This is a genomic window from Amycolatopsis sp. DSM 110486 (genome assembly GCF_019468465.1).
Taxonomy (GTDB): domain Bacteria; phylum Actinomycetota; class Actinomycetes; order Mycobacteriales; family Pseudonocardiaceae; genus Amycolatopsis.
Window position 1 is genome coordinate 3,089,957 of sequence record NZ_CP080519.1, and the last position, 16,419, is coordinate 3,106,375.

Below are 16,419 nucleotides of genomic sequence, written 5' to 3' on the forward strand. Positions count from 1 at the left end.
GTTAAGCGGCGACGAGTCGATTACCGGAACCCGCGGCGCCGACGCAGACCAGCTCGGAATTGGCGAGCGCGGCCCGGTGGTACCCAGGAAGGTCGAAGCGCGGTGGGATGACCTCGACGCTCGGTTCCTCGTCCCCCAGCACCCGCAGCACGCGCTGCAGTTCGCCGGTGAGCCTCGGCAGCCCGGACGTCGCCGTCACCAGCAGGACTCGCTTGGCCCCACCCTCACCGACCACACCGAGGTGTCGCCAGCTTTGCCGCACTTCCCCCACGTCCGCGCGTCCTCGCAACGTTGCGTGGAGCAAGACGGACACAGAGTCGACTGAGTTCACCCATTCGGGCGCACTCGGTGTGAATGTGTACCTGGTCTCGGTGACGTCGTCTACCCCCAGGGTGGAACTCACCTGGTGCCAGTCGGCGCCGTGCGGGATCAGACCCGCGACGAGCAGGCGGTACTCGGTTTGGTCCAAATCGATCCTGTGCTTAAGCAAAGACCTGGGCAGCGTGCGCGCGAGTGTCCCCATCGCGCCCTCGCCCAGCCAGTCGCGGAACCGCCACAGGAGCTGGTCGGGCGTGCGGCCCGCGAGCCGGATCAGCAGCTCGTGCAGGGACTGTTCGATGTCGGGGTCCATCACTTCACCTCCACGATCAATTCGACCTCCACAGGCGCCCCGATGGGCAGCTCCGCGACGCCGACGGCCGAGCGGGCGTGCTTGCCCGCGTCGCCGAAGATCTCGCCGAGCAGCTCGGACGCACCGTTGATCACCGCGGGCTGGCCGGTGAAGCCCTCGGCGGAGGCGACGAAGCCGACCACCTTGACGATCCGCGTCACCGAGTCGATGCCCACGAGCGCGTGCACCGCGGCCAGCGCGTTGAGCACGGAGGTGCGGGCGTGGCCCTTGGCCTCTTCGGGGCTGACCTCCGCGCCGACCTTGCCGGTCGCGGCGAGCGTGCCGTCGACGAAGGGCAGCTGGCCGGAGGTGTAGACGTGCGAGCCGCTCTGCACGGCCGGCACGTAGGCGGCCAGCGGCGCGGCGACGCCGGGCAGTTCGATGCCGAGCTCGGCGAGCCGGGAAGTCCAGGTCACGACGGGTCCCCTCAGTTCTTCGGGCGCTTGAGGTACGCGACGTGCTGCTCGCCGCTCGGGTTCGGCAACACGGTGACCAGTTCCCAGCCGTCCTCGCCCCACTGGTCGAGGATCTGCTTCGTCGCGTGGATCAGCAGGGGGACGGTCGCGTACTCCCATTTGGTGGCGCTCATGACCCGGGAGCGTAGCCAAGCGGGCAAGGGCGGTCATGGCCACCGCCGTCGAACGGCCGGGCCGCTCAGGGGAACACAGGTGCACCCGTCCAGGTGAACGACTCACCGACCGTCGGTGAATGTGGTCCACTTCACACCGGCGGCACTCGCTAGCGTGGGGGTTGTGGAGACGTGGCGGATCGTCGCGACCGCCTTGCTCGCCGCGGCCGGGCTGCCGCTCGTGCTCGTGGTGATGGCCAAGGTGCGCGACCACGTGAACAGCTCGGCCCGGGTCGCGGTCGGCGGCGCGATCACGTTCACGGCGCTGGTGGTGGTGGCCGTGCTCACGCTCACCGTGCTGCCCGGCGCGCTCACCTGGATCCTCGTCGCGGCGGTCGCGGCTGCGGTCGGCGTCATGGTGCTCGCCAGCTGAGCGCCGGTTTAGTGTTGACGGTGTGACCACACCCTCCGCCGGCTGGCCCGACGAGCTCACCCGGGCCCGGCTGCACTTCGTCACCGGCAAGGGCGGCACCGGCAAAACCACCCTCGCCGCGGCGCTTGGTCTGGCCCTCGCGCGCGAGGGCCGCCGGGTGCTGCTGATCGAGGTCGAGGGCCGCCAGGGCATCGCCCAGCTCTTCGACACGGAGCCGCTGCCGTACGCGGAGCAGCGCATCGCGTCCGTCCCCGGCGGGGGCGAGCTGCGCGCGCTGCACATCGACGTCGAGGCCGCGCTGCTCGAGTACTTCGAGATGTTCTACAACCTGGGCTTCGCCGGCCGGACGCTGCGGCGGATGGGCGCGATCGAGTTCGCGACCACGCTCGCGCCGGGTCTTCGTGACGTCCTGCTCACCGGGAAGATCAAGGAGTGCGTCGGCCGCACGGAGTCCGACGGCCGCCACACCTACGACGCCGTGGTGGTCGACTCGCCGCCCACCGGCCGCGTGGTCAAGTTCCTCGACGTCACCAAGGCCCTGACCGACCTCGCCAAGACCGGCCCGATCCGCGGCCAGGCCGACGGCGTCGTGCGGCTGCTGCACTCGGGCGAGACCGCCATCCACCTCACCACGCTGCTGGAGGAGATGCCGGTGCGCGAGACGGTGGAGGCCGTGGCGGAGCTCGACGGCGCCGACCTGCGCCCCGGCGCGGTACTGGTCAACCGCGTGCGCCCGCCGCGTCTGCCAGCGCGTTCCGTCACGGCGGCCGCCGACGGTCGCGTCGACGCCGTCCGCGTGCGCTCGGGCCTCGCGTCGGCCGGGCTGAAGCTGCCGGACGAGACGCTCGACGCGCTGGTGGAGGAGACCGTGGAGCACGCCGTGCGCGTGGCCGCCGAGCAGCGGGCGCGTGAGCAGCTCGCCGAGGCGGACCTGCCGACGCTGGAGCTGCCGGAGGTCACCGACGGCGTGGACGTGGCGTCGCTCTACGACCTCGCGGAAGCGCTGCTGGACCAGGGGGTGCGCTGATGACGCTGATCGACGTCGACGCCCTGCTCGACGACCCGGAGAGCCGCGTGATCGTGTGCTGCGGCTCCGGTGGCGTCGGCAAGACGACCACCGCGGCGGCGCTCGCGTTGCGCGCGGCCGAGCGCGGCCGGCAGACGGTGGTCCTGACCATCGACCCGGCGCGCCGGCTGGCACAGGCGCTGGGGCTGCGCGAACTGGGCAACCACCCGCGTCAGGTGCGGGCGGAAGGGTTCGAGCCCAAGGGCGAGCTGTGGGCGATGATGCTCGACATGCGCCGCACGTTCGACGACATGGTGCGCGTGCACGCCGGCCCGGAGCGCGCGGAGCAGCTGCTGCAGAATCCCTTCTACCAGACCATTTCCACGTCGTTCTCCGGCACGCAGGAGTACATGGCGATGGAGAAGCTGGGCCAGCTCGCCGCCACCGACGACTGGGACCTGATCATCGTCGACACGCCGCCGAGCCGCTCGGCGCTCGACTTCCTGGACGCGCCGACGCGCCTGTCCAGCGCGCTCGACGGGCGCATGATCCGGCTGCTGACCGGCCCCGCGAAGGCGGGCGGCTGGGGGCTGCGCAAGGTCGTCAGCGCGGGGTTCTCGATGTTCGCGAAGGCCGTGTCCACGATCATCGGCGGGCAGCTGCTGGCCGACGCGTCGGCGTTCATGCAGGCCTTCGACAGCATGTTCGGCGGGTTCCGCGAGCGGGCGCGCAAAACGGCGGAGCTGCTGCGCTCCAGCGGCACGTCGTTCCTCGTGATCGCCGCGCCGGAGCCCGACGCGCTGCGCGAGGCTTCGTACTTCGTCGAGCGGCTCGCGGGTGAGTCGATGCCGCTCGCGGGTCTCGTCGCGAACCGGACACACCCGGTGCTCGCGTCGCTTTCGGCATCGGAGGCGATCGCGGCCGCGGAGTCGTTGCAGAAGGGCGGCACGAGCGCGCCGCTGGCCGAGGCCGTGCTGCGGCTACACGCCGACCGTGTGGCGCTGGCCGAGCGGGAGAACCGGCTGCTGGCGCGGTTCACGAAAGCACATCCTGAAGTGCCGCTGGTGCGAGTGCCGGCGTTGGCCGGTGACGTGCACGACCTCGAAGGTCTGCGCGACATCGGGACCAAGCTCGTGAGTGACTGAGCCCGTGAGTGACTGAGCTCGGCTCAGCCACTCACGAGCCGGTCAGCTGACCTGCGCGCTTTCCACCGCGTCACGCTTTGCGGCTTCCAGCAGCTCGGCCCAGCTGGTGACGTCGGAACGCCGGCGCAGCAATGCGCGGCGCTCGCGTTCGGTCATGCCACCCCAGACACCGAAACTGATCCGGCCGTCGAGTGCCTCGGCGAGGCATTCCGTGCGAACCGGGCACCCCATGCACACGGCTTTCGCCCGGTTCTGCTCGGCGCCGCGCACGAAGAGCCCGTCGGGATCTGCATCCCGGCATGACGCGCTCATGCGCCAGCTCGACTGGTTGGTCTCCATACCCCCAGCTCCCTACCCTGGTGTTCGACACCAGCGAAGGTGAAGCTCCCGCTCCCACCCCCGCGAGCGTGTCTCCCTCTGCTCTCACGTCGGTGACGGCACCTCCCCGGTGCCGCTGCCGCCGTTCGGTCCAGAGGAGCTCCCACTCGCACTGGGCCGTCGGTCGGCAAAAAATCTTTCGTGAGACGTTGACGGACTGTAGGGGCCCGCGGTTCCCCCCGCCAAGACCTAGCATGCATTCCGTTACCGGAAGTCACCTCATGGGGTCCGTTTTGTCACGGCTGTCGACCCCTGGCGGGTGTGAGGTAACGGGAGCACAACCGGCCTTCAGTACCCTGGCCTTCGTGCGCAAAACGGACGGTCTCTTCAAGCTCATCGGCCTCTGTCTGCTCGCGGGGGTGCTGGTCGCCGGAATCCTGTTCCCCGTGGTGGGCGCGGCCGGTGTGGCGTCGAACCAGGCGAGCGAGACGGTGGAGAAGACATCGTCCGACCTCGCCGACATCCCGCCGCCCCTGGTGACGACGATCACCGACTCGGGCGGCAAGCCCATCGCGACGCTGTACGACCAGTACCGCATCCCGGTGGCGGCCGACGAGATCAACGAGGCCATGCAGTGGGCCCTGGTGTCGGTGGAGGACAAGCGCTTCTACGAGCACCACGGCGTCGACTGGCAGGGCACGCTGCGCGCGGCCGTGTCCAACAGCACCGGCGGCGACACGCAGGGTGCCTCGACGCTCACGCAGCAGTACGTGAAGAACTACTTGATCAACGTGGTCTATCGAGGCGACAAGGTCGGCCAGGAGAAGGCACAGGAGCAGACGCTCGCGCGCAAGCTCAAGGAAGCGCGGATCGCCATTCAGCTCGAGACGAAGCTGTCGAAGCAGCAGATCCTGGCCGGGTACCTGAACATCGTCGAGTTCTCGCGCCAGATCTTCGGCATCGGCGCCGCCGCGCACGCGTACTTCAACACCACGCCCGAGAAACTGACGGTGCCCCAGGCGGCGCTGCTCGCGGGCCTCGTGAACAACCCGATCAACGACGACCCGTGGAAGCACCCGGACAAGGCCACCGTTCGCCGCAACCTCGTGCTCGACCGCATGGTGGACAACAGGAAGCTCGCGAAGGACGATGCGGAGCGCTTCAAGGCGTTGCCGCTGGGCGTGGTCCCCGACGCCCCCGCCAAGCCCGCGTCGAACTGCACCGGCGCCGGCCCGGAGAACGGCTTCTTCTGCCAGTACGTCGAGGACTACCTGCTGAAGGCGGGCTTCACGAAGGACGACCTGTACACGGGTGGGTACACGATCAAGACCACCCTGGACGAAAAGGCCAACCACGAGGCGAAGGTCTCGGCGGAGACGCAGGTCAAGAAGACGCAGAAAAACGTGGCGAACACGCTTTCGTTGGTGCGTCCCGGGAAAACGCGACATGAAGTGGTGGCGCTGGCGGCGAACCGGGATTACGGGATCGACGCGGATCAGGGACAGACGACGTTTGCACTGCCGTCCGGTGTGTACAACACGGGTGGGGCGGGGTCGAGCTACAAGATCTTCACAACGGCTGCTGTGTTGGATAAGGGAATCGCGGGGATCTACAGCAACATCCCTGTCGGGGACGGCTATACGTCGCACGTGTTCCCCGGTGGCGGTGACCAGTGCCCGCCCACCGGCCTGCCGTACCGCTCCCGCTGGTACTGCGTGGGCAACGCCGGACACTACGGCGCCTCGAACACGCTTCAGGGCGCATTGGCGACTTCGCCGAACACCGCTTTCGTGGCACTGGAGGACAGGCTGGGCAGCACCGCGCCCGGCATCGACATGGCTGTCCGGCTCGGCATGCGCAACACGATGGCAAGCAACACCGGCGGCGGCCCGGTGGACCCGAAGGACCCGGCCAAGAGCGTGAGCCAGGCCAAGGCATACGGGCCGGACGACAAGACACCCGGCTTCGGCGCGTTCACACTCGGCTTCAGCCCGACCAGCGGCTTGGAAATGGCGAACGTCGCGGCAACTCTCCTGAGCGGCGGCGTCTGGTGCCCGCCCACGCCGCTGGCAGGGATCGCAGACCGCAACGGGAAAGCAGTGCCGTACAAGGAAGAGGCATGCAGCCAGGCCGTGCCCGAGGGCCTGGCCAACACAATGGTCGTCGGCATGAGCAGGGACGACCAGCCCGGCGGCACTTCAGCCAAGGCCGCAGCCGCAGTGGACTGGAACCGCCCCATCCTGGGCAAGACCGGCACGACTCAGAACAACGGCTCTGCAACCTTCGTCGCCGGCACGCCCCAGATGGCCGGCGCCGCCATGGTCTTCCGCCCCGAAGGCGGCACCGGTGGCCTCTGCTACAACGGCGTCGGCAACGTCACTGCTTGCAACAAGGGCAACATGTTCGGTGGCCTCAGCCCGGCCCAAACCTGGTTCGGCGCGATGAAGAACATCATGGCCGACCAGCCGATCGCCCAGCTGCCACCCGAGGATCCGAAGTACACCGGTCGCTAGTGCGCATCACTCCCTCGCTGACGGCGACGGATCCGAGCATCTCCGGCCCGGATCCGTCGCCGTCGTTCATCTCACGTCAGATCCCCTCGACACCATTACAGGTGCGAACGGGCAATTGGTTGCTGGGGTAGTCGATGTAGTAGTTCGCAATCCAGGCTTGATATGCATACGCACCTGCGGGAACGTGCGTGTCAACCAACACCCAATAAGGATTTCCACCGATCGTCTGACCTGCGCGCTGGCAGATCACATCCAGACCCCAGTCCTGGCTGACCTTACCGATGACCCAGTCACAATTGGTTGTCGACGGGTAGTTCGCGCACTGAGACCAATGCAACTCGCCACCACCACGGGCGTTCACATCGGCCGCCCAAGTGTGGTACGCGGCATTCACCGATCGAGCAGATTGCGGCACCGCCGTGTCAGCCGAGCTTTCACCGACAACAGCAGTCGTCAAGAGCCCCGCCGCGAGTGAAACGACTCCCATCGCAGTCAAAAGTCTTCGCGTCAGACGTGCACCAAAAGACATTGATCCCTCCCAATTTCAACATTATGAAATTCTGCAAAAGACGTAACGCAAAGAGAGCGAAGACCAAATGCGCAGCAATGTAGCGTCTTTCGCCAACTGATTCACCCATAAAGGACGTCCATGATCAATACTCCAGTCGGGTGGCGGAAAAATGTCCGAAAACTTACCAAAGTCGCAACGCTGATCACTCCAACGGACTCTTGATCAAGACCCGACCTCCGGCTTTACTCGACAAGCTCGCTGTTCGCGCAGCAGCCACATGACACCCGGTCCAGGGAGGAGGCCGGGTAGTCCTCGCATTCTCAAACTGACGTCCGGCCCGGCACTTTGGCGCGCCGAATGCATCCGCCACGCGCGAAGAAACGTCACGTGTGAAATCGCAGTCGTGGACACAGCCGAACCTTCGCGCCTGAGGCACAAGGGCCAGCAACCCCCGAACGGGATTGGCTCAGATGCACAATCCCGATCGCGTGTGCGACGCGTCCCGCGCCGCACACCCACCAAGGAAGGCGCATCCCATGAACCGTGCTCGTCGGAGATCGCGTTGGGCGGCCGTCTTGGCGGCAGCCGGCTTGGTCTGCGGGCTGGCAAGCCCGCAAGCCTCCGCGGCCCCCGCCCGAACAGAACCCACCGCGACGCCAGCCCAAATTCGTGATTCCGTACCTCCGGCCGACCGGTCCGCCGTGCTCGGCACGGGCTGGACCGAATCAGCCGACCGCGCGGTGACCACTGCGGGCGACACCTCCGGGTTCCATGTCCTCGTGGCCGACGCGAAAGACGGCTACGCCTGGCGCACTGCCGCAACGCTCACTGAACCAGTTCCGAGACCAGCGAATGGATCGGACAGGATTGCGTCACCGCGTCTGGCCGGTTCGCTGCAGTCGTGTACGCACCGCGTGAAGCGGTCAACCACGAAGACCTGTTTCGGGCCGGAGGTCTCACCGCCATTGTCGACTTGAGCAGCGGCGGTGTCCACAAACTGCCTTTCACAGTAAACCTCGCCTATTACAACCCTGGCTGCGGCGCGGGCGACGAGGTCGTCTTCACCCGAAATTTCACCGCCGGCGATACCTACAAGTCGCAGCTCGTCACTGTGAACGCCGCCACCGCGAAGACGGTCCGACAGGTCGACGCGACTGGCCAGGTCACGTCCGCAGTGCCCTTCGGGGACGGCGTTCTTGCCGCCGCCGCGGATGGCCTCGCCACCGTGAGCGCCGACGGGACGCTGAAGCATGTCGCGGATACCACCGACACACCTTTCCGTCTGAGTGCGGACAAGGACGGCGGGGTCGGTTACGAGATCCGAACGCCGGCCGGTACTGAGATTCACCGGTACACCAAAACCGGCGACGCCCGGATCGCTCTGGCGCCACTGGACTCCGTACGGGTGAGCCAGATCGCCGGACGTGTGACCGTGCAAGGTCCGGCAGCGACGCGACTGAGGGTGCCGCTGCCGCGCGACTGGCAGGCCGCCGACGTGCCGATCGACGCCGATCTTTCGACGACAGGCTCACTCGCGGTCCTGTCGGCGACCAACGTCGAGAGCGCGCCGGACCATCCTGGCGACCCGACGCCAGTAACGATCAGCACCCAGGTACTGAAAACTGGTGCCCGGCCGCAGTTCGCGGTGCACCCCAACGCCCTGATGCCGTCGGCTGGGCGAGCTGTCTCGCCCGCAATCGGCACACCGTCGACAGGGGGAAAGAAATCCGCCGCGGTCGATCCATCTACCACCACGACCGACCCTGACCGGGCGTGCGCAGTTCCCCGCAACGACCCCAAGATCCAGTCACTGCAGCCCACGCCCGAGATGGGCGAGTGGGCCGCTGATCTGGCCGTGAAGGGACAGTTGACAATCCAACGCCCAACGGGCTGGAACGGGTCGACGTTGCCGGCATACAGCCCGGAAGGCATGTTCGCGATGCACAAACTCGTCGGCGGCGGACAGGTTCCCGCACAGGTGCTGCTCGGAGTCATGGCGCAAGAGTCGAACATCTGGCAGTCCGGCATGGACACCGTTGATGGTGAGAGCGGCAACTTCAACCAGGGTGGCTTCTACGGCAAAGGTGTCGGCGTCGATCGCGTTGACTTCGGCAATGTCGATTGTGGCTACGGCGCGACCCAAGTGACGACTGGCATGACGATAGCCGAAGGAACTTCCGTATATAAGCCGAATGAACAGGTCGCGCTGACCGTCGACTACGCGGCCAATATCGCCGCCGGCCTGAACATCCTCATCGACAAATGGAATCAGATGAAACAGCTCGGGATCGTCGTCAACGACGGCGACCCCAGCAAGATCGAAAACTGGTGGTACGCACTCTGGGCCTACAACAGTGGCTGGCACGCACCGGGTGAAGCAGGCTCAAACGGCGCCTACGGCCTCGGCTGGAGCAACAACATGGCCAACGAGGATTACCCCGCTGACCGCGACGGCTTCCTCGACGCCAGCTACGACGACGCAAAATACCCCAACCACTGGACGTATCCTGAGCGCGTACTCGGTTGGGCGAAGCACCCACTGCTCCGGCTTGATTGGAAGGCAGGCACGTATGGTGCCGCCTATCGGCCTGCGCTCTGGCCGAACAGCGGCACGCCCCAGCGACCGCCGCTGGGCACGTTCTGCACCGCCTCAGTGCAATGCGACATGAACCAGATCCACAAGCCGGCGCAGTACCCCAGCGACCCTGGCAGCCATTGCCTGCGTGATGACCTGCGTTGCTGGTGGCACACGTCCACGAGCTGGACAAACTGCCCGACCGCATGCGGCGGCGAGAACGTGCACTACGCGCCCGGTACACCCGAACCGGCTCTCCCGGCCTCACAGTTGCTGTATCGGCCGGACTGCTCCGGTGCCTCGACGTTGCCATCCAATGCACTGATCATCGACGATGTGCCGGCTGATGTCACAACAGCTCGCGGTTGCGCCAAGAACTGGACCAATCACGGTTCACTCACCTTCAAATTCGCAGCGGACAACACCGGCCATTACCCGTCTAAGATCGACTTCCATCAGATCGACGGCGGGTTCGGCGGGCACATGTGGAGTGCTCATGCGTGGAACGAGGACAGCCCGAACAGCGCCATACACCGGATCACTGGTACGTGGACCCTCGACCGGCAGATCAGTGGTTGGGCTCGTGTGCTCGTGTATATCCCTGATCACCGAGCCCGCACGCCGCAGGCGTCCTACACGGTAAACGGCTCGGACTCCACTTCGCCCACGCGCTCAATTGTCGAAGGCAACTATCTCGACGACGAGCGCAACCCGGCACCTGGGCACTGGGAGTCTCTCGGCGCGTTCAACTTCCACGGCACCCCGAGCGTGTCGCTGGACAACTTCATCCACTCGCCAGTCGACAACACCTGGGAGGACGACATCCGGGACGTGCCCTGGGACGCGCTCGCCTTCCAGCCGCTGCCGGGCAAGCCGGGCGACCAACTGGTCGCACTCGGCGATTCCTACGCCTCGGGTGAGGGAGCCAGCGGTGACCCGGTGAACGGCGCCTGGAGCTACTACCGTTCCAGCGACCACGACGGCCGTGACGGCCACGGCGACAACCCCAAGCTGCGCGACGCGTGCCACCGCTCGCCAAACGCGTGGGCCCGGCAGATGGTGACTCCTGCCAACCCTGGCCGCACAGTCGGGTCACGCATGGACTCGTTTGACGTCTCGCTGGATTACCACATGTCCGCCTGCTCCGGCGCGACCACAGACATGCTCCTGCCGGTTCACGGTCCGGGTGATTCAGGCCAGTACCAAGAGGGCAGGCAGCTTGACCAGGGTTACCTCGACCAGAACACGTCGTTGGTGACCTTCTCCATCGGTGGCAACGACGCCCGATTCACGCCGCTGCTCCAGCAGTGCATCACTTCGATTTCGCTGTGCCAAGACGAGGTCTTCCAGAACGACGGCGAACCACTCTCGTCGGCCGAACCGAAGGTGATCGACGGGATCGGCGCAAAGCTGCGAAACGTACTCGACGCGGTCAAGCTCAAGGCACCCAACGCCCGGATCTTGGTAATGGGCTACCCGATCTTGTTCGAACTGTCCGGAGAATGCATTCCGGGCATCGGCACCGAGGAGGCACCGTGGATCACCGAGATGAACAACCGTCTCGACGACGTACTCGGCTCGGCAGTGGCGAGCGCGAAGTCAGCCGGGACAAACGCGGTCTGGGCTGATCCGCGAGCGGCTTTCAAGGGCCGAGGTGCGTGCGGTGACGACGCCGCCGGAGCACCAGAAGGCACCGAGGTCATCCACCGGATCGTGTTGTCGCTGACGCGCGGGGACAGCCCAATCTTCCAGTTGGGGACGATCGGGGTTGTATCGCAGCAGACTCTGCATCCGACGGTCCAGGGTGCTCAGGTCTACGCGAGTGTCGCTTCGTCGACGCTCGCGGCTGCGTAATCCGCAGCCAGAGACCAAGCTCCACGGCCACGAGGGGCCGCAGGCATCGAACTGCGGCCCCTTCCGGCTTGGACGTCGCGACGAGAGTGCAGTGGTCCGGGCTGCGAAACAGCCCCTCGGCTCCTTCCACGGCGGAGGAATGCCCGCGGTGCGTCAGCCCCCTTGAGCTCCGCGATCGTCACCAGACCAGACGTCGTGGCATTACAATTTCGGAGTGATGCGCTTGCGAAGGATGCTGGCCGGCGCGTGCGGCCTGATGGTGCTGGCGGTATGCGGTACCGCCTGTGCCAGTCCGGCTGACAAGCTACAACCGATTGCCACGAGCGCCGTGCGGGAGAAGGCTTCAGGCGCGCTCGGCGAGTTGCGCGGCGCAACTCCGCGCACACCAGAGTCGATTGAGCGGGCCGTCGCGAATGTCCTGCTCAAATGGAACACTGGTGGTGCCACTGTGCTGCTCGAGAAGGACGTCCCGGTCACCGGCCGGTTCACCGCCCGCTTTGCGTTTCTCGCGTTGGTGGGTGATGGTTTCGTCGGACAGTACGTGCAGTACGCGGTGCGGCTCTGCGTGTCCTACTCCGGCGAGGTGGGTCGAATCGGCTCAGTGGAAATGGCCGACCTGACCTGCCCCCCTGGCTTGCCCGACCCGAGTGACAGCGTGCCGGTGGATCGGGACGTCAAGCTCACCGGCTGACTGCCACCCTGTTCTCCACGGTTACTCAGAAGGAGGGTCACCGGGTGAGCCGGCGCGGCGTCAGAACTTCGGCAGGTCTTGAAGGATGACCTCGTTCCACCAGAGGTACATCCGGTCGCGCTCCTGGGGCGTCGACACGCCGTCGAAGACGAGGACGCCGAGGGTGTGGGTGCGGGCGTCCGTGTAGACGAACGTGTCGTCGTAGCAGGTGATGAAATCGCCGGCGTGGGGAACGTTGGCACCGGACCGGTTGTAGGAGCCCCAGATTCCGGGGTGTTTCACGGGGTCGCAGCCGCCGTGGTCGTCGTCGCGAGTGAGGTCGCGGAGCTGAACCATGCCTTCGAAGAAGGCGGCCATCGTGGCTTCGTCGGGGAACTGGTTGAAGTGCGCCTGAGTCGGCTGGTGGAGCATGACGTTTCCGGACCGGAAATCGCCGGCGAGCGACTTCGTGCAGTACGCCGCGCCGGTCGCGCCCTGCACCGGTTGGGCCGACGTGCAACCGCCGCCCTGGTAGGTGGCCGGCACCGGCACATTCCCGTTGGGCGCGTTCGCTGACTTCGGCGGGCCGCTCGACGACGACGGAGGGCTGGACGGACTACTCGGGGTGGTGGTCTCGTTGTCCGTGCTGGGCGGACCCGGCGCACTCGACGACGGCGTCGACGGCGGGGTCGACGTGCCGCCACCCGCCTCGGCTTGGCCCTGGCTGCGGATGATCAGCACCGTCGCGACGACCGCGACCACCACCACGACCGCCACCACCGCCGTGATCACTGCCCCCTTGCGCGACTTCCGCGGTGGCACCGGCGCCGGCCGCGTCGGCGGAGGCGGCCCGCCCTGCCACGACGGCGCCCCGGAAGCCAAGGGGATCGGCGTGTTCAACGATGTCGCCGGAACGCCCGCGGACGTCGCGGGACCGTTCGGGAAGGCGTGCCCACCGGTGAACACCCCCGACGGCGGCCCGGCCCACGTGCTCGGCCCAGCCGAAAACCCGGGCGGTGGCGTACTCGGCGCTCCGGCGAGCGTGTCGGGAAGGACCGCACTCGGAGGCGGAGTGCTCGGCGCTCCGGCACCCAACCCAGCCGACCCCGAATCCGGCCCGGCAGCCGAGCCGGAAACCGATCCAGGCGCACCCGGCGCCCCGGCTGATCCGGAACCCGCCGCAGCCGACCCCGGCCCCGGCGAGCCGCCGCCAAGCTCCCCCCGCTGCCAAACCGGCGCACTCGTCTCCGCACTCAACGCCGTCGGCCCCGACGCGTCCGCCAGCGCCGCGGTCACCGCCGCCGCGAAGGCGCCCGCTGTCGGGTAGCGGTCGGCGGGTTCCTTCGCCATCCCCCGTGACACCACGTCGTCGAGAGCGCGCGGCAGGTCCCGTCGCGCGGCGGACAGGAGTGGCGGCGGAGCGGTCAGGTGAGCGCCCATCTGTGCCACGGCGCCGTCCACCGGAAACGGCCGATGGCCTGTCAGGCACTCGTAGAACACGCAAGCCAGCGCGTACACGTCGACGGACCCGTCGAGCGGCTTGTCGCCAAATCGCTCCGGCGCCATGTAGTCCAGGGTGCCGATCACGTTGCCCGTGCCCGTGATCGACGTCACGGCGCCCGACATCGAGCGGGCGATGCCGAAGTCGACCAAATACACAAAATCACCGTCGGTGACGAGGATGTTCGACGTCTTCACGTCGCGGTGCACGAGGCCGTCGGCGTGGGCGGCGTCGAGCGCGCTCGCGACCTGCGTGATCAGGCCGGCCGCGCGTACGGCGGTCAACGGTCCCACCGCGATCAGGTCTTTCAGGTCCTGGCCCTCGACCAGGCGCATGTCGAGGTAGAGCCGGCCGTCGATCTCGCCGTACGCGTGGATCGGGATGACGTGCGGCTCGCGCAGCCGCGCCACCACCTGCGACTCGCGCCGGAAGCGCGCGCGAAACGCCTCGTCGGCCACGTACGCGTCGGAAAGCCGCTTCAGCGCGACGACGCGGTCGTGCGTGGTGTCGTAGGCGCGGTGCACCTCGCCCATCCCGCCGCGGCCCAGCAACGCCTCGATCCGGTACGGCCCGAACTGTTCCATCGTTCTCCCCAAGCCCCCCGGCTTGTCACCCGTACTCGGGCCGACGCAGATGCTAACCAGCCCGTTCCCAGGAACCGGCCGGTGTCACCCAACTGTTGAGCACGCGATCGGATACCAAAAGCACGCTCGGTGATCATCGCTGCCCGCAAGCCCAGGAACACGCCGACCACGTATCCTCGCCTTGTGAGCACGCTCAGTAACACCAGTACCGCCAAGAAGCTCGCTGTGGGGACCCTCGCGCTCGGGACCGCGACACTCGGTTACGCCGTGGGCGTCGAACGACGGCGGTTCACCCTCCGCACGGCCGAGCTGCCCGTGCTGGCGCCCGGCTCGAAGCCGTTCACGATCCTGCACGTCTCCGACCTGCACATGCTCCCCGGACACCGCGCGAAACAACGCTGGGTGGCCGCGCTGGACCGGCTCGAACCCGACCTCGTCGTGAACACCGGCGACAACCTCTCGCACCGCACGGCCGTGCCGTCGGTGCTGCGCGCGCTCGGCCCGCTGCTCGACCGGCCCGGCGTGTTCGTCTTCGGCAGCAACGACTACTACGCGCCCAAGCCGAAGAACCCCGCCCGCTACCTCATGCCGAAGGGCAAGAAGAAGCGCATCCACGGCACGAAGCTCCCGTGGCGCGATCTGCGCGCGGCGTTCGTCGAGCACGGCTGGACCGACCTCACCCACTCGCGCCACACGCTCGACGTCGCGGGCCAGGCCGTGTTCGCCGCCGGTCTCGACGACCCGCACCTGCACCGCGACCGTTACCGCGAGATCGCCGGCCCGGCTGACGCGGGCGCCGTCGTCCGCCTCGGTGTCACGCACTCGCCCGAGCCGCGCGTGCTCGACCCGTTCGCCACGGACGGTTACGACCTTGTCCTCGCCGGCCACACTCACGGCGGCCAGCTGCGCTTGCCCGGCTACGGCGCCCTCGTGACCAACTGCGAGCTCGACCGCACCCGCGCCCGCGGCGCCTCCCGCTGGGGCGCGCACATGTGGCTGCACGTCTCGGCGGGCTTGGGCACGTCGCCGTACGCGCCCGCGCGCTTCGCCTGCCCGCCGGAAGCGAGCCTGTTGACGCTGGTTCCGCGCGGATCCGGGGCCGCCGAAAGCCGTAAGGCAACCCCGCGCAAACCCGCTCGGACCGTCAGCTAAACTTCTCCACGACCCGTTAAGCAGTACCTCGGGGTGTGGCGCAGCTTGGTAGCGTGCCTCGTTCGGGTCGAGGAGGTCGTGGGTTCGAATCCCGCCACCCCGACGTTAAGGAAGGCCCTCGTCTCGCGACGGGGGCCTTCCTTCGTTTCGCGTGTGATCTCCGGGGATCGAACCCCCAGACCCCCGCCAGGGAGGCTCCGCCCCCTGGACCCCCGAAGACGGTGTGTCACTTCGTGGCGGTGAGTTCCGTCCAGCACTGGAGGAAGTCGCCGGGGCCGGCCGTGCGCGTCCAGGAGTAGGCCGAGCGCGCGGCGGACGTGAGCTGGTCGCGGTCCGGGTGGTCCAGATCCGCGAGCGCCGTGGCCAGTGCCTGCTCGACGAACGACGCCAGATCCCGGTACGCCAGGTCGGAGCGGTGCCGGGTCCGCGCGACGACCTCGGTGAAGCCACTGTCGGACACCTGGTCGGCAATGGTCCGGCCCGCGAACGGGTTGGCGCCGGAACGCCGCAGCAGCAGGTAGTAGCCGCGCAGGGCCGCGTCGACGTTGGCCGATTTCGGGCGCAGCCGCGCGCGGCCCCAGTCCGAAGTGGACAGCGCCAGCCGGCCACCCGGCCGGAGCACGCGGTGCAGCTCGGCGAGCACTCCCGCGGGGTCAGGCAGGCGTTCGAGTAGGGCGTGGGAGAAGGCGACGTCGGCGGACGACGTGGGGAACGGCAGGTCGAGCGGGTCGGTCACGACGTAGTCCACTGTGGACTGGCCGCTCCCGAAACCCAGCGTGATCGTGCCGTGCCCGCAGCCCAGGTCGACCACCCGCATGCCCGGCGTGAAGAGCGCCTGCGCGAACGCCGCCCGCTCCACCGCCGTGCGTGCCGCACTCCTCGACGCCGCGTCCCGCGTGTATCCCTCCAGCACCCGGCA

General features: G+C 67.6%; 14 protein-coding genes and 1 tRNA gene. 8 read left to right on the plus strand and 7 right to left on the minus strand.

Annotated features, from left to right (window positions below; genetic code table 11):
- Position 1 precedes the first annotated feature (1 nt).
- The 3 genes from K1T34_RS15055 to K1T34_RS15065 are packed head-to-tail and all read right to left on the minus strand — an operon-like array spanning position 2 to position 1,259.
- Positions 2–631, minus strand: a complete 630-nt coding sequence (locus K1T34_RS15055; RefSeq protein ID WP_220244880.1) for a hypothetical protein — start codon at positions 629–631, stop codon at positions 2–4.
- A complete protein-coding gene (locus K1T34_RS15060) occupies positions 631–1,086 on the minus strand; it encodes a RidA family protein (RefSeq protein ID WP_220244881.1) in 456 nt (151 codons plus the stop codon). The genes K1T34_RS15055 and K1T34_RS15060 overlap by 1 nt, the downstream gene beginning before the upstream one ends.
- A gap of 11 nt (positions 1,087–1,097) precedes the next feature.
- Positions 1,098–1,259, minus strand: coding sequence for a DUF4177 domain-containing protein (locus K1T34_RS15065; RefSeq protein WP_006238837.1), 162 nt, complete (start codon positions 1,257–1,259; stop codon positions 1,098–1,100).
- Between the two features lie 163 nt (positions 1,260–1,422).
- On the opposite strand from K1T34_RS15065, the gene K1T34_RS15070 reads away from it, so the two are divergent.
- The 3 genes from K1T34_RS15070 to K1T34_RS15080 are packed head-to-tail and all read left to right on the plus strand — an operon-like array spanning position 1,423 to position 3,822.
- Positions 1,423–1,671 (plus strand): hypothetical protein, encoded by a 249-nt coding sequence (locus tag K1T34_RS15070; protein ID WP_220244882.1) that lies wholly within the window; start codon positions 1,423–1,425, stop codon positions 1,669–1,671.
- 22 nt (positions 1,672–1,693) lie between these two features.
- Positions 1,694–2,698 carry an ArsA-related P-loop ATPase gene (locus tag K1T34_RS15075; protein WP_220244883.1) on the plus strand — a complete coding sequence of 335 codons (1,005 nt, stop codon included), beginning with the start codon at positions 1,694–1,696 and terminating at the stop codon, positions 2,696–2,698.
- Entirely contained in the window at positions 2,698–3,822 is a 1,125-nt protein-coding gene (locus K1T34_RS15080; protein WP_220244884.1) for an ArsA family ATPase, read from the plus strand. Before K1T34_RS15075 ends, K1T34_RS15080 begins: the two co-directional genes overlap by 1 nt.
- Before the next feature lie 42 nt (positions 3,823–3,864).
- Here the strand turns inward: K1T34_RS15080 and K1T34_RS15085 are convergent, their stop codons facing one another.
- Positions 3,865–4,161, minus strand: a complete 297-nt coding sequence (locus tag K1T34_RS15085) for a WhiB family transcriptional regulator (protein ID WP_220244885.1) — start codon at positions 4,159–4,161, stop codon at positions 3,865–3,867.
- A 344-nt stretch (positions 4,162–4,505) separates the two neighbouring features.
- Here K1T34_RS15085 and K1T34_RS15090 point away from each other — a divergent pair, with 344 nt between their 5' ends.
- Positions 4,506–6,653, plus strand: a complete 2,148-nt coding sequence (locus tag K1T34_RS15090) for a transglycosylase domain-containing protein (RefSeq protein ID WP_220247214.1) — start codon at positions 4,506–4,508, stop codon at positions 6,651–6,653.
- A gap of 76 nt (positions 6,654–6,729) precedes the next feature.
- On the opposite strand, the gene K1T34_RS15095 is transcribed toward K1T34_RS15090, so the two are convergent.
- A complete protein-coding gene (locus K1T34_RS15095; RefSeq protein WP_220244886.1) occupies positions 6,730–7,182 on the minus strand; it encodes a hypothetical protein in 453 nt (150 codons plus the stop codon).
- A gap of 883 nt (positions 7,183–8,065) precedes the next feature.
- Between K1T34_RS15095 and K1T34_RS15100 the strand changes: the two genes are divergently transcribed.
- Together K1T34_RS15100 and K1T34_RS15105 are read left to right on the plus strand one after the other, a co-directional pair.
- Positions 8,066–11,593 carry an SGNH/GDSL hydrolase family protein gene (locus K1T34_RS15100; protein ID WP_220244887.1) on the plus strand — a complete coding sequence of 1,176 codons (3,528 nt, stop codon included), beginning with the start codon at positions 8,066–8,068 and terminating at the stop codon, positions 11,591–11,593.
- Between the two features lie 214 nt (positions 11,594–11,807).
- Positions 11,808–12,284, plus strand: a complete 477-nt coding sequence (locus K1T34_RS15105; RefSeq protein WP_220244888.1) for a hypothetical protein — start codon at positions 11,808–11,810, stop codon at positions 12,282–12,284.
- A gap of 60 nt (positions 12,285–12,344) precedes the next feature.
- Here K1T34_RS15105 and K1T34_RS15110 read toward each other — a convergent pair whose 3' ends face one another.
- Positions 12,345–14,348 carry a serine/threonine-protein kinase gene (locus tag K1T34_RS15110; RefSeq protein ID WP_220244889.1) on the minus strand — a complete coding sequence of 668 codons (2,004 nt, stop codon included), beginning with the start codon at positions 14,346–14,348 and terminating at the stop codon, positions 12,345–12,347.
- Positions 14,349–14,531: 183 nt separating this feature from the next.
- On the opposite strand from K1T34_RS15110, the gene K1T34_RS15115 reads away from it, so the two are divergent.
- Both K1T34_RS15115 and K1T34_RS15120 read left to right on the plus strand, forming a co-directional pair.
- A complete protein-coding gene (locus K1T34_RS15115) occupies positions 14,532–15,500 on the plus strand; it encodes a metallophosphoesterase (protein WP_220244890.1) in 969 nt (322 codons plus the stop codon).
- Positions 15,501–15,529: 29 nt separating this feature from the next.
- A tRNA-Pro gene (locus tag K1T34_RS15120) sits at positions 15,530–15,603 on the plus strand.
- A 123-nt stretch (positions 15,604–15,726) separates the two neighbouring features.
- Here the strand turns inward: K1T34_RS15120 and K1T34_RS15125 are convergent.
- Entirely contained in the window at positions 15,727–16,413 is a 687-nt protein-coding gene (locus K1T34_RS15125; RefSeq protein WP_220244891.1) for a methyltransferase domain-containing protein, read from the minus strand.
- Positions 16,414–16,419: the final 6 nt, after the last annotated feature.

Excerpts from the sequence above, each read along its gene's own strand:
- K1T34_RS15085 (WP_220244885.1), bottom strand. The coding sequence starts at position 4,161 with ATGGAGACCAACCAGTCGAGCTGGCGCATGAGCGCGTCATGCCGGGAT.
- K1T34_RS15055 (WP_220244880.1), bottom strand. The coding sequence starts at position 631 with ATGGACCCCGACATCGAACAGTCCCTGCACGAGCTGCTGATCCGGCTC.
- K1T34_RS15080 (WP_220244884.1), top strand. The coding sequence starts at position 2,698 with ATGACGCTGATCGACGTCGACGCCCTGCTCGACGACCCGGAGAGCCGC.
- K1T34_RS15065 (WP_006238837.1), bottom strand. The coding sequence starts at position 1,259 with ATGAGCGCCACCAAATGGGAGTACGCGACCGTCCCCCTGCTGATCCAC.
- K1T34_RS15110 (WP_220244889.1), bottom strand. The coding sequence starts at position 14,348 with ATGGAACAGTTCGGGCCGTACCGGATCGAGGCGTTGCTGGGCCGCGGC.
- K1T34_RS15095 (WP_220244886.1), bottom strand. The coding sequence starts at position 7,182 with ATGTCTTTTGGTGCACGTCTGACGCGAAGACTTTTGACTGCGATGGGA.